Below are 14,499 nucleotides of genomic sequence, written 5' to 3'. Positions count from 1 at the left end.
AACATGAAAAACTAATGTTACTTTTTAAAGAGGCCTAACCATTTCTCAGAATAAGAGAGATAGTTTTGCGCAATTTTATCTGCGATAAGTGAAGCGTAAATTTGATTTACTTCAAAATCGCTAGTTGAATAAAACGAACCAATGATACATTCACCTACCATTGTTCCATCTATTGAATAAATCTTGATTATGATTCCTGTTGTAAAATCAGGATCGATCACATTCCCAAGATCTTTTTCATAGATATATCCATCAATTAAGAGCTCACCTTGTTGTTGCGATAAAAGCTCTCTGATAGTTTCTCTAGAGAGTTCACTTGATTTTTCTGGTGTAAAGATATTAACTTCTGGTTTAATTGCTGAGTTTGTTAATTGGGAAGTTGGATCTTCTTTTGCAATTTCTACACTTGCACCCTTTTTAACTAAAAAGTATCTTAAATTTTCGGTCAAATTGTCTCTGGATGCACTAATATAAGTGGTTGGCTTCTGGTTGATTCGCCTTAAAATGAACTTTTGGGTTTTACCAAATTTTCCGTTGCTAAAATCTGTAATTTGGACATCAGTTCTAATAGTCCGATAATTTTTGCGAATAGTTGAGCAGTGTGCGGAAAATAAAACAGAAAATAATAGTACAGTTGAAAGAATTTTTAGTCTTTGGCCCATTGGGTTAAATACCTGAATTATTTATCGGCTAACTTCCGTACTTTATGAAATAAAATTATCTGCCGAGGATATAAGCGTTATGCGCACTTTAATTTATGTTACAGCAATGGTCTTTATGATTGTAAGTTGTACGTTAAAACAGGACGACCAAACAGATGACCAATTGTTAAGAACTCTGGTTTCTGATTATGCTACATCTTCCGCATCCTCTGCTCGTGAAGCAGCTGGATCTGGCAAAAATTTCCGTGTCGGAGGTAATATTACTGGCCTTGGTGGAATCATTTTTTTACAAAATAACGCCGCAGAACAAGCACCGTTTAATATAAGCGGGAGGTTTTATCTTCCAAAAAGTTACCCAGATGGCACCAACTATGTAATTACCGTCTCGACACAGCCTCCTGGCCAGACATGTACAATTAGTAATGGGTTTGGTAAGGTGAGTGGGGGAGACGTAACAAACATTATAGTAAATTGTATTACGAATTAAGTTATGTCGCATTCGTAAAAGTTGATATTCTTTCTATAAAATCTTGTAGACGATTAGGAGGCAGAGGTTAGGTTAAAGCACAATTCTGACAGAACGGTTGTTAGGAAGCGAAATTAAATGACAAAGACCCAAAAACGCCAGTTAAAAAAGACAAAACACGCCCTTTTTAAAGGACTAAAATCTGCCATATTATCAATCATCATATTTGAAATGACCTTTGGTTCTTTTGTTTTGGGTCTTATCGGGCAAGAGAACCGATTTCGTGACCTTTGGAGAAAGGGAACGGATGGTCAAATGGATCGTCAGTTCGATCAAGCAAACCACGCGACATCCGAAGAAGAATTTAATAAGTTAGTTGGTCGTGGTCTTGGTGTTGTGCGAGGAGACTGGGAAGCTCGTGCGGAAGCAGAATTAGAAAAGGAATTGCGAGCCTTTGCGGACCCAGAGGAGAAAAAAAGGGAACGTGAAAAGTTAGAAGTTGAGAAGGGACTTGCCAAAGAAGAATGGGAAGAGGAAGTCCAACGCGAAATAGATGAAAGACGCGGGTTCTGGAAAGTCTATTTACAAAGTCCACAATTAGAACGTGTCTGGAACTTGGTGGATCGTGCCGGTCTTGTACTTGGTATGGCACAAGCAGATGCTGCGGCAAAGGATGGAGCCACTGCCGTTGATAAGGTAAAAATTTGGGACGAAACAATCAATGCTATTTCAACCAATATCCAAACAAATTGGGAGCAATCTCTCGAAGAAGTATTTTTAGAAGTTCAAGGAGGCCTTTCTTTTTCTTCCGAAGTAGAGAGACTTGCTTTTGAAAGTGAATTGGCGAGACTAAAAGAACAATATCGCGCAGATTACGAATATGAAGAATCTTCTTTGCTCTCTTCGAAGAGGATGTATTTTGTTTCGCAACAAAATCAAAATGAAGACATGGCCAATCGATTGGCACAAGAGACAAATCCTTCTGAGTTAGCAAAACTTCTAGTGGAGAGAACGAAACAACAGATAGCTCAAAATGGAGGAGTATTTGTTTACGGGGAGAACACACTTCCCAACCAAGTCGCTTTGAATTTCCAAAATGGAGATGAAGCTTACCAAGAAAAAGTTTTAAAAGCATTGGAAGAGGGACAAGGCCTCTGGCAAAAAGCAATTGATGAAATGATTCTCGGCAAACTCCGTTACGACCGAGATGTAGAGATGCAATGGCGATCTGGGGAAGCAGATTGGACCAATGCTTATGGCCAATTAGTAAAAGCGAGAGAAGAGTGGGTTGCAACAGTCCAAAAACAAATCCAAGAGGGTTTGAAACAATGGGATGCAAGCGAAGCCACAATGGTCCAAAACAAAGCTAAGGCAATCGAGGAATTGGATCGCACACTTGCTACAAATAAATCTAGTTGGGATGCACATGTTAGAGGGATCACTGATGTAATTACAGTGGGTGCCGACACCTTATCTACAATCGCATCCAATTTGGACTGGTTTGAAGATGCATTGACACGCGCAGAGGCACCTGGAAGTGGATATAATTCTAGTATTGTTGCCGAGTACCGCCAACAACGAGATTATTGGAAAGGTTTAGAAACAAGATACAGAAACTTAGTTGCTGCTACACAAAATCAAATCCATGACCAAGACATTCGAGGGACAGGTGTAGGACAAGGGCTTTTGGTAAATGCTGGTGGAAGCGATCCTTATGTATTGAGTGTCCAAGAGTTTGAACTCAAACTCGCTCGCGAAGAATTGAAGTTATTGGAAGCAAAACGAGATCGCGCTAAAGCTGTATATGATTATGCGGTTGGGAATGTGGGTCAAAAAACGGCAGCTCAAATTGCAGCAGAGTTGGACACCATTCGACAAAACTTCAAAGCAAAAGAAGCAGCATATTTATCTCTTCTATCTGAGTTAAATGGCAGTGGAAGTAGTGTATTTGGAACACCGGGTATGGATTCAAATTCAAGTGTGGAAACAGGATCCGCAGTAACAAATCCAGATACCATTCTCAATCAACTTACAGAACAAAATAGAATTTTAGAAGAGAAAAGAAAGGCTTTAGAGCTTGCAAGAGCAAGTATGGGTGATGCTTCGGTTGCTTATGAAGCTGCTCTAAAGATCCAGGTATTAATTCGTAACCCAGAAATGCTTGGTCAAATAGGGGATTTAACTTCAGATTCGAGTGCCATCCAAGGGAATACTGGACTTAGAGGAGAAATTGTCCAAGCCCAAGAAGAGCTAGAGCGTCAAAGGGAAGTTCTACGCCAGCAAGAAAGAAAGATGTATGAACTCCAATATGAGAGAGAAAATGCATTTCGTTCCCAATCTTTTTATGCAGAGATCAACCAAAGGGTATTAGAGTTTGAGAAACTAAAAGAAAATCGAACATTGCTTGTCGCCGTACTTGATGGAGAGGGGACATTAGAAGAAAAAATTGATTCATTATTATCTGGTGACAAGTTAGTTCAGCTATATGGAAATCAAGTTTCTGTTCAAGTAAAACAAAGTTTAGAAACATGGAAGGCAAGTTTGACAGGCTTAGATAGTTCTGTTGTCACAGCTGTAACTTCTCATGATAATAGTATCACTAATTTAATTACAAAGATCAACTTACTTGATGTCACTCAGTTGGAAACCGCTACGAATCAAATTCCAACTTTTGTAAATCAATATGAAACCATTATTTCAAGATTATATGCAGATTCTCGTTTAGATGCTTCTTATCTAAATGCAGAATCCATCATTCCTACTTATGAATATTTACAAAGTCTAACATCTTCTTCTGGGGATGCCTTATCACTTGGCAAAGAGGGAATTAACGAATTAAAAACAGCAATGGCAAACTATCAGTCCTATGTTTCTGCCAATGCCGGGAACCAAGGAAGTCTTGCATATTCTGCGAAAATTGTGGAACTGGAACAGGCGATAGGCGCTGCGGTAAACAAAATTGACCTATACAACCAATATATAGCTGAAGTTGGCAAAACAGTTCAGTATTTGAATGTAAATGTATTGGATGCTTTGTCCAAAACAGATGCTATTGTGGATGCAACCTTGACGGGTTCGGAAAGAGCAACAACGAAGGAAAATTTCCGAACACTTCGTGGTGATGAGTCGACGCTATCTGGTGGTATGCTTGCTTCTTTAAATGGAGTTGGAACTTTGTTTTCCGATTCTATTCAGGCAATGGGCCATTATGGACAGATGAATTTAGTTTTCCGAAACGCTTTGGAAGATAGAAACAATAAAACAAAACAAGTTTCTGATGGTCTTGTATCCCTCTTTGATGGATTTGAGTTAGAATATAGAGCTAAAGAAGTAGAATTAACATTTTTGTTAGATGAAAATGGTGATGAAGCTAAATTAACAGCTCTTCAAAAACAAGCAGAACAAAAGAAGAAAGTAGCTGGTGCGGAAGTAAATGCAAAAGCTATGGAAATGCTTTTAGGTTATTTGGATAATTTAGGCGAAGGGGATAGGAATGTTGAATCCATTTACCTTCGTATGTTGAAGGACTCTGAGGTAATTAGCCAAGACACAAAAACAGATGCTAGTTCTATATTAGAAAGAAGAGCGATGGCGACAGTTCTTGAGTTTTTTAGAAGTAGTCGTGGTGCATTTGCCAATTATATAGCAGGTTCAGGATACGATGATTTTATTGAAGACATGGGAAGACAAAAAGATTATGCAGATGCATTGTTGTCCTTCTATGAAAGTGGTAAAGAATATACTGCCACAGAAAGGGAAGAAATTCGATGGAACGGATCTGCCAACGAAAAGAAATTCTTAAAAGAGAGTTTTTCATATGGAGAATCCTTTTTCTTCCAAGCAGCCAATGGACAAGTGGCTCGTGAAATTGCAGTATCTCAAAAAGTTGATGATTTTGTTTCCCGAGTTCGATCCGGAGAAGTATTGAGTATACTGAAAGAAGAATACTTCAAAAGACAAGAAAACAAAGCTACAGGTTTATTAAAAGAACTACATGATGCTGTATCTGGACTTGATGATATCACTGCATCCAGATTACTCAGCGATTCCTTCCGAATTGGCAATTCAACAGACAGAGACTCTAGCGAAGAGACTCGTCGTGCGAATTTATTATCTGGGCATTTAGCAAACAATCCAGGAACTCCTCGTGCACAGTTGAGTTCATTACTTGATGTTGGTAAACTCATTGAGATCTTCGGAGAAAAAGAAGGGCTCGCAATCCACACAGAAATTACTAACAAAATCTTAAACATAGACAACAGTGCTGCAGAAATCATTGAAAAATCTCAACTCTTGAACCCGAGACATGTGGCAATAGAAAGTGAATATCCTAGTTATTTGGACTTCTTTAATGATACAAAAAGAACAGGGTACGCTGCTGAGATTCAAAAACTGGAACAGTATCTAACATTAAAAGATTTTGAAGATACATCCCAACCTATCCTAGATTCAAATTTGCAGCTCACTGGATATGAAAAACCATTTGCTGGATTGGATTATTCAGAACTAGAAACGATAAAAACTTCCCTAGATGGAATGATTACTAATTGGGGAACGATCAAGTCGGAATTGGAATCAACACATGCGGATTACATGCAAATATTGGCTACTTGGAGAGCGGCGACTCCTGGAACTGAAGAATATGCAGAACTTGCAGAAGATGTATCAGAAAAATTAAAAGACTTTTCTGCAAAACAAATGCAAGCCACAGACTATGTACGTGAACTCACCATCCAATTGGAAGAGGCAACTGAAAAGTCACAAAGTTTACTCGCAGAATATAAATCTTCCATTGGAATTGCAGACAAAACTCTTTTGACTATATCAAGTTTTGGTAAAATCAATTCCGCCTTACCAGGTTTTTACGATTATTTTAATTCAGCGGAAGGAAGACCAAAGTATCATTTTGTTTTTCAAGATGGGCCATTAGGTATCAGCGTGAATATCCAAGAAAAATTGGCAGATTTGGAAGCTGAGGCAATGTTTCAAAAAACTTCAGTTTCTAATCAATTGGAACAACTCGCTACATTAAATTCCTTTTCCGAAACTATGTATAAAGGAATTACTTTTTCCGACCAATATCTAGCTCTGTATGCCCGAAGAAAAGATTCGGAAGAAGCTGGGGAAGATTATCTTGAAAACTTAGATGAAAGGATTGTGGTGTATGCATCTGCTGCAAACCAAAACACAATCAGCCAAGAAAACTTGATTAGTTATACTAAAGGGATTCGTGAATTTTTGACTGCAAAAGCCGCGCGCGGAGAAGAAGTGAATGCTTCTCTTTGGGAATCTCTTGCGAATGCAGAAACATTTACGAAAGAAATGGCAGGGCTAAAATACTACCAAAACTTATCAGCAGCAGAAAAAGCAGATACAGCGAAACTCAAAACCGATTACGAAGAGTCCAAAACAACGAGAGAAACAGCAGAAGAAGCAACAAGAGTATTTGCTGAGTTAAGGTCCATGATCGATGGATTAGAGGCACAAGGTATGCCTCTCGATCAGTCTTTGGATCAAATTGGTGCATCACTTACAAAATTTGAAACACTAAAAACGAAGTTAGACCAATCGGGATATAACTTGGATTCTTCTGTCATTGCGGGAATGGACAACTTGAAGGCCTTTGCCTGGGAAAACCAAAAAGTCATTTTGGCCAAGGCATATTTAGGAACCATAACAAACAATGGAACTATAGAGAAATTTTTATCGGATGTAAAAAGTGGAAAATTTGTTCTACCGGGACCGAGTGGCAAACTTGAAAGAACAGCAAATTTTTTAGGAGTAGCCTTAACAGAAGAACAAATCGCAGAAATCGAAGAACTGATCACACCATATGATCTACAAGCAAGATTATTAAGAACATCCAACTTAGCACAAGTAGATAGCCTATTACTGACATACGACGAAGACCTAAGAGATGCAGGTAAAGAACTTGCATTAAGACAATCTCTTAGCCGCATCCAAACTTCCTTGGCCCAAGGAACGATTCCAAATCTCGCACAGTATCCGGCAGAATTAAAAAACTATATCCTAACTGCAACATTTGAAGATTACGCAACTCGTAATGTGGATATGGGGGTCCAAACTCTTGCCAATGAGTTCGCAAGTTTTATGCGCCTTAGTGATTCTGATAGAGATACTGTGATGACATACGCAGGAGAGAGGGGATCCAAAAATCCATCTACCTACCTTCCTGATTCCCTCAAAGAATATCATTTATTAAATACATATTATCAAAATTGGACAGAGGATTTATCCCCTGAAGACACAGCGGGTCTTGCTAATTGGTTGAATACTAACGGATATGAGTCGAATCTGATTGGCGCTCTTACAAAAGCGACAAGGATGAACTATCTCCTTAGGTCGTATTCCGGCGAGAATATTGATGAATATATAACCTCTGCTAGTGGTAAACTGGGAAGCCCTGTTACAGAAGAAGAAAAACAATCCATTTTGCTAAGCCAAGCTGGGCTTTATGACCCAACCCATGCCAATGGAATCGATCCGTTCTTTGTGATCCAGCAGGGAGTGTATTTGAATTCCTATTCTTACAAAACAGGTTTTTCTGACCTGGCAAACTCTTTAAAAGAAGAAAGTGTCAAACTTGCAGTTGCAAGTATTGGATATAAAGGCGAGGAAGATAAGAAAAAACTAGCTTGGGATATTTCAAACAAAGCAGTAAAAGTAGAATCTTACTTAAGTTATACTCAGATTACTCCACAAGGACAAGCTACACCAACAGAAAGTGTGCAGGTTTCCAACCGACTGAGAGAACTAGAGTTCCAAGCTGAACATCGTTTAGGAAATTTCTTGGCTATCGTGGAAGAATACAACAGTTATTCGTATGATACAACCAAAGAAGATCAAAACCCATCTCTCAAAGTATTATTAAAAGAAATCAAAAATTCTGGTTATAGCGTTCGTGACGCCGTTTATTCCAAAAACGAAAATCTAGAATATGAGTTCCTTGGTGGATTTGATAACGCAAGGAAAGTTGTAGATAATTATGTAAAAAATAACCTTCCAGGTCGATTTGCCAATGAAGATCCTTATGCATTGACAAACCAAGCCAAGGGAAGTGTAAGTTCCAATGCATCTAGTATTGTTACCGCAGGGGAAGAAATTGGTGTTATTTTTAACATCAAACAACAAGCAAACGGCAATTACCTTGCTGAATTAGAAAAATATAAAGATATCTACGAACAAAGACTCGCTGACTTTGACACCGCAGAACTAGGATTCCAGACACAACAAACAGTAGTTACAGCAAAACAAAACGAATATAATAATAAACAAGAACAAGTAAAAACAGCTTACGACTTACTCGAACAATCTTCTAATGAGATGAGTTTACTCTCTGCTGTTTACGACTATGTAACCATCAAGGATTATTCAACTCACGATGGGATTTCTGGAGAAAGCCAAACAGCGCTAACCTCTCCTTTGGAACTAGTTCGCAAACGTTACCAAGACGCTGAAAAAGCTGTCACAGACAAACTTGCAGAAATCACCCTGCTTCAAAAACGCGCTGATGATCGCATGAAGTTAAGCGAATTGCAAGCGGACACTGCAGTGGCAGCAAACAAAGCCGAAGCAGAAGAATGGGCAGAACGTGCGATGCGCTTTAGCATTGCAGAAACTAAAATCAAAGACAAAATGCAAGAACTCCAAAGGCAGATCAATTCTGCTCGTGCCAGTTTAGAAGGCACTATGAGTTCTTTAGTGGGTACTGGTCTAAACCCTGCCGTCCTGGATGGTCGTTTGGATTTTAACAATTCTGGCTATAAAAGTGAAGAAACTAGGCTCCGAGAGTTTTACAAAATTGCCGATGGAATTGCCACGAACAAAATAGGTGGTTGGGATTTTATCCACGGAGGAAGGGGAGGTACAAACCCACCTAATTATTCAGGAGGACTTGCCTACATCCACCCAAGTATCAATATCAATGGTTACGTAACTAATTATGGAAATGGAACAGAATCCGTTGCCGCACAACGAGCATTTGATGGTGTTTGGGTATTAGATTTTAACGCTGCTGGGGAGAGTGCTTACCACCGAATGACTTCCTATTCCTATGGGGAATATGAGGCAAAAATGAATTATGCCCTTGGCAATGTAATGGGCAGGGCCATGTTAATTTTTGCCTTTTTATCTCTGGGGAACCCGATTACGGGAATGGAAGCAATCACTCGTAACAAAACTTGGATAGATAGCAAAATTGCAATTGATAATAGGGTTAACACAGCCAGAGAACAAGCCAATACATTAAAAACCCTCCAAGAAGAACTCAACAAATATACCGATATTTCTACCGGCGAACAGCTTATTAACATGTTAAAAGGTGAAGGCGGCTATATTGATACCGGACTGGAAGATAGTGATATTGCCTTTTTAACCGGTGCTAGTGGGCAGTTGAAAAATGGAACCATTAATTGGACTGGTGGGAAAGAACCACTATCGGTAGACCGTCTTGTTGGTAAAAACGGTGACCCTATCATCCAAAAAAGAGCCGTTAAGGATTCTTATGGTCTATATATAAGAGACGGAGTGGTTACCGCAGGTTCTCCTTCCACAAGCTCTAATGTTGGTTATGCAGATGATGGTCGTATGGTCAATATTATGACCTCGGCTGACGAGTTTGTTGGCTCTCTTGCTTCCATTTCTAAAACACAATACACAATTGAAAAAGAAGAGTATTATGCTGTTCAAGAAGCAGCCATCGTACGCGGTGTTAAAGCAGACAAACGAGAAATTTTAGACGATCGTGATCGTTTTTATACCAACCTATTAAACAAAGTAACTGGTGGTACTGGAAAAAACATAGAATACGACATGTATAAGACGCTCGTAGAGGACTATTATGGTCAAGGTAACGTTGCAGACCAACTCTATGAAATAAACGAAAGCCAGCAGCGTGAATACCAAATCAAAGTTTGGGACAATAAAGAAAAAGACTTCCAAGCCAAAAAAGCAGACTGGATTGAAAACGTAAATTATTTGATGAATACTGGTTCGGCTCGTTTTAACGATATGTTGACATCGTTTAACCAATCTTGGGACCAGTGGAGACGTGACTTCAAAGAAGAAACCGACAAAGGCAAAGCCGAACATATGGCTCGCATCGAAGAGGCTTTGAAGAAAAAAACAGATTGGGAAGTAAGCCTGCTGAACCAAGCAAGAAAAGGTGATCAGTTTGAGATTGATCAGGTATATGCTGAGATCCAAAAAACCATCGCTAATATGGGAGAGGCACCAAACGCAGTCCTTCTCCAAAACAATGCTAACAAAATCCTAAACACGATCATGAATAGCAAACCCCAAGTTCTAGACAATCGTATGTTAGAACAAGGGATGTATGCCGATGTTCAGTTCTTTGTGGATGAACTGAAAAAATCCAAATACGACGAATCCAATGTAGAGAAGATGAAGTCGATGACAAAGGAGATGGAGGATCGCAGTAAACAAATGGCAGTCCTTCAAACATTGGATTCCCTTTGGTCATTGCCACTTACCTTTGAAGCAACGATAAAGGAACAAAACAAAGCACTTGATGAACAGTTAACGATGCAATTATTGCAGGATAGTTTTATCAAGATGGGATCAGGGTATGTGAGGTCTGCTGTCGATAAGATGGGAAATCCATCCTATCAGATTCTTCCTACCTATGCTCCTTACTTTTATATGAAACCTGATAAATTGCCTACGGTCAAAGATTCCAATGGAAAGGAATGGGATCTGACCGATTTCCAGGCTCTTCAAGGGAAAGGTGGTCCTGCAAGTGCCGAACTCAATATGATGGTGAGACTGGCTCGTAACCAAATGCAAACGGACTTCAAACAAACCTTTGATCCTGAAAAATCAGAAAACCGTGAAATTGCTGTAACCATGTTTGATCCAAAGGCTATGGCACGAGTCGCCCAAGCTGCCCAATCTGCTTTAGGTCAGCTTGCAACAGATCCTCAAAAGATGTTTGAGTTTAACTCAGCTGATGAAAAAGGCAAAGAAGCCATGATCGAATCAGCGAAGAACTCAGGTTATTTGGTTGGGCCTACTGTGGGAGGAACCTTCGGAACTCACCACTTCAACCAGTTCTATCCTATCCTTAAAATGAAGGAAAAATACAACGAGATCAAGGCAGAGGGGGAGGCGTTTAACAATGACGCGATGGCACAAGGTGCTGGTGCAGTGTTTGGTCCATCTGTTGCCGCTACGGTTTATAAAAATAAAGACATCATTAAAACAGGTGTAGCTCTTGCGGCAACTTTTGCTTCAGGTGGATTGGCAGCTGGTCTTGTGTTGGGTGCAATGCAAGCGATGGAAGCCTATAGTTCTTCGGGAAGTATTGCGTCTGCCCTTGTAGCGGGTGCTGGTGGGTTTGTTACAGGTTTGATGGCTGGAAGCGGTTCTGCCTTAAACGTAAATCTTAGTTATTCCGAGTCGGAAGGATTTGGTGGAAGCGTTGGGGCCTATGGCCAGTCAGTCAGTTATTCACAAAAAGATGGATTTGGAGCAAGTCTGAACCTCAATGCAAAATCTACCGGGGAATTACTGAAACTTGCAGGTTCTGTCGTTGGGAGTGAATATGGCGGAGATCTGTTAGTCGGTGCTGGGAATGCTTTAACTGGCGTTGCTGAAGCATGTGGAGATATATGTTATGATATTTCCGTTGGCGTGAATTATAGTAAATCTGGTGGTTTTGGTGTGGCTGCAGGCTACAAAAATCAATATGGTTTGGCACTGGGCGTTGGATGGTCGCAGAATGATGGATTTGCAGGAAGCGTCGGCATTGCAACCAAAAGCGGGTATACAACGGGGGTTAGTTATTCTAAAAGTGAAGGTTATGGAGCCTTTGCTTCAAAAAGTTATTATAATAACAACAATGAAAGGACTGGTTCTGCATCTCTCACATTCAACGAAAGAGACGGATTTGGAGTTCAAGCAAGCAAAGAGTTCGGTAAAAACTTTTTAGGAAATCAATTAGGTTCAGAATCGGGGACAATCTCTCTTTCTCAACGAGGTGGGGTATCCCTTGATTATAACTTTGAAGGCGAAACATTTAAGAATGGTTCAAAGGACTTCAGTAGATCCTTTTCATTAGGAATGACACCAGATGGAGAAATCAACGTCAGTGGTGGTACAAATCTTTTCCAAGCAAATTACAGCAGCACGAACGGCTTTGGGTATTCACAAGTAAGCCAGGGTTATACAAACGGGATTGCACTCAACCAATCAGCGCTAATGGGTACTATGGAAGGCATTGGGGACAATGTTTACGGTAAAGCAATGGAAGTCGACCGTGCGAAGCGTCTTTCCCTTGAAGCGAAAAGGGGTCAAAAATACACAGATGAAGAATGGGACAAGCTCGATAAAGAAAAAGAGGTTCAAAATTATGCCACAGGAAATGATAAACATAAAACCAGAGATGAGTGGGATGAACGACTTTGGGGAAATATCACCGATTTTGCAGACCAACTAGGAGGCAAATTCGGCGACCATTCTGGTTGGATGGAAAAAGATGCTAAAGGCAATACAGTCTTTACAGCAAGGACTTGCTTCGTTGCTGGAACCAAAGTTCATACCAGAGTAGGACTCAAGAACATTGAAGACATCCAAGTTGGAGATGTTGTTCTATCCAAATCGGACGAAACAGGAGAAGTCTCCTACCGCAAGGTAGTGAACACCTTTATCCGCCAAACGGATGCTATTTACACTGTTTCCTTTGCAGACGGAACTGTACTCGAAACCACTTGGAATCACCCGTTCCGTGTGAAAAAACAAGGCAATGCCTTAGAGAAGTTCTCTATAGAAACTACTGATTGGGTAGAGGCGAAAGACTTACATCCTGGTGATGTGGCTCTTGGTGCGGATGGAAAGGAACTGGTTATAACTGATATCACCATTGACGAACGGGTTGAAACAGTTTATAACTTTGAGGTGGATGAGTATCATACCTACTTCGTGGGCGAAGTTGGGGTTTGGGTGCATAATCAAACCTGTGCACCCCTTACAGGAGTAGGGTTACTATATCCTAAGCCGTTTTCCGAGATGAATGCTTATTTAAAAGAGTCACCAAATCTCGATAGGGAACTCAGTAATTTTGGGATAAGTCAATTTATTCAATCAGGGGCTAGCTTTGAAAATTCTGACTATAAGGAAGCAGTGAGATCAGGGGTTCTCAGTTTGGCTGCGTGGCCATTTGGACTTAAATCGAAAGGCTCTATAAATAGTGGTAATTCAGGAAGAACAGGTAGACAGAAACGTCTTAGAGAAATTGGTGATGACCCGAAAGTATCTTCTGCTGATCGAGGATGGATTAAGCAAGAACAAAATGCTATCGATAAAGGCAAAAGGGATACCATTAGAAATCCTCCTGGTAAAGACTTAGCACATGAAAGAGGAAGAGAAGCTGCAAAGGGATATGACTATGAGTATTCAAATTTGCAAGATAGAGATTTACATAAACTACAACATAAATACGATGATAATGGCAGAAAAAACAAAGATAGAGGTCCAAGATAAAAAGTCTACTTTATGAAAATAACTCAAAAACAAATCGATATTATTACGTCTCTACCTGGCCCAAAACGCTATGAGCATTTTATTAAAGTCGCAGCTGATCAAAGATGCGTGTGGGGTTTATACAATGCAGGTTGGGCTTTAGCAGGAACAGATGATGGACAGCATGTTTTTCCATTATGGCCTGCTTATGAATATTCATCTATATGTACGAAAAATGAATGGTTAGAGTTTAAGCCTAAGAAAATAGAGCTGGATTCATTGTTTGATGATTTACTTCCAAGTCTCAAAGAGCGAAAAACTTTAATAGGAGTATTTTATACACCATCAGATAAAGGTGTTATACCAAACATGGATGATTTCGAAAAGGATTTGCGTCATGAACTTTCCAGAATAGAGTAATTTTATTTTTTTGATCCTGAGCCTCGCCAAAACTATAATAGCGAACAAAATGTTCGTTAAGTTAGATGCTGGATGCAAACGGGAACAATTTTGAAGACAAAAAACAAACGGAAGTCATCGATTTCTAGTCAAGCCAAAGACATTGCTCCAAAAATTCGTGTTCCGTTGATCGCTAGGGCATAAGGAATCCTTCTCTTGTATAGAAAAGATTCTTAGGCAAAGGTTGCAAACAATGAGAGAAAATCGAAGTGTAAAAGAGATTAGTCTCTCTTAAGCGCTTGTTTCCAGGAGTAGGTGTGGTAGAAACCACCTAACACCGGAGTGGATTCCAGGTGGCAGTTTCCATCTCGCGGTTTGCGGAGGATTGGTGAGGGGATGGGTGTTTCTTTGTTGAGGGCAAGATGGGTTCGGTTGTGGTTGTAGAAGTGGATAAACTCTTCTAGCTTCACCTGC

5 protein-coding genes are annotated in these 14,499 nt (G+C 39.9%); 3 read left to right on the top strand and 2 right to left on the bottom strand.

The genetic code is table 11. The annotated features are described in order from the left end of the window. Window positions 1–17: 17 nt before the first annotated feature. Window positions 18–449, bottom strand: a complete 432-nt coding sequence (locus EHQ31_RS18345) for a hypothetical protein (RefSeq protein ID WP_135568573.1) — start codon at window positions 447–449, stop codon at window positions 18–20. Window positions 450–741: 292 nt separating this feature from the next. Here EHQ31_RS18345 and EHQ31_RS18340 point away from each other — a divergent pair, with 292 nt between their 5' ends. The 3 genes from EHQ31_RS18340 (at window position 742) to EHQ31_RS18330 (ending at window position 14,046) form a co-directional block, all read left to right on the top strand. After that, entirely contained in the window at window positions 742–1,149 is a 408-nt protein-coding gene (locus tag EHQ31_RS18340; protein ID WP_135568572.1) for a hypothetical protein, read from the top strand. 117 nt (window positions 1,150–1,266) lie between these two features. Further along, complete coding sequence (locus tag EHQ31_RS18335) at window positions 1,267–13,647, top strand: polymorphic toxin-type HINT domain-containing protein (protein WP_135568571.1); 12,381 nt, start codon at window positions 1,267–1,269, stop codon at window positions 13,645–13,647. Between the two features lie 12 nt (window positions 13,648–13,659). Next, the gene (locus EHQ31_RS18330) at window positions 13,660–14,046 is read left to right on the top strand and encodes a DUF2750 domain-containing protein (RefSeq protein ID WP_135568570.1); all 387 of its coding nucleotides are present in this window, start codon (window positions 13,660–13,662) and stop codon (window positions 14,044–14,046) included. A 260-nt stretch (window positions 14,047–14,306) separates the two neighbouring features. Here EHQ31_RS18330 and EHQ31_RS18900 read toward each other — a convergent pair. Continuing rightward, on the bottom strand, window positions 14,307–14,499 hold a 193-nt coding region (locus tag EHQ31_RS18900), incomplete at its 5' end, for a hypothetical protein (RefSeq protein WP_244247481.1).

The sequence above is a fragment of the Leptospira montravelensis genome (assembly GCF_004770045.1).
In the GTDB taxonomy this organism is placed as follows: Bacteria; Spirochaetota; Leptospiria; order Leptospirales; family Leptospiraceae; genus Leptospira_A; species Leptospira_A montravelensis.
Note: the sequence above shows the minus strand (reverse complement) of the source record. Positions and strands in the feature narration are given on the sequence as shown.

Bases quoted from the DNA above. Each gene is read 5' to 3' on its own strand.
- EHQ31_RS18340 (WP_135568572.1), top strand. From the start codon at position 742: ATGCGCACTTTAATTTATGTTACAGCAATGGTCTTTATGATTGTAAGT.
- EHQ31_RS18330 (WP_135568570.1), top strand. From the start codon at position 13,660: ATGAAAATAACTCAAAAACAAATCGATATTATTACGTCTCTACCTGGC.
- EHQ31_RS18335 (WP_135568571.1), top strand. From the start codon at position 1,267: ATGACAAAGACCCAAAAACGCCAGTTAAAAAAGACAAAACACGCCCTT.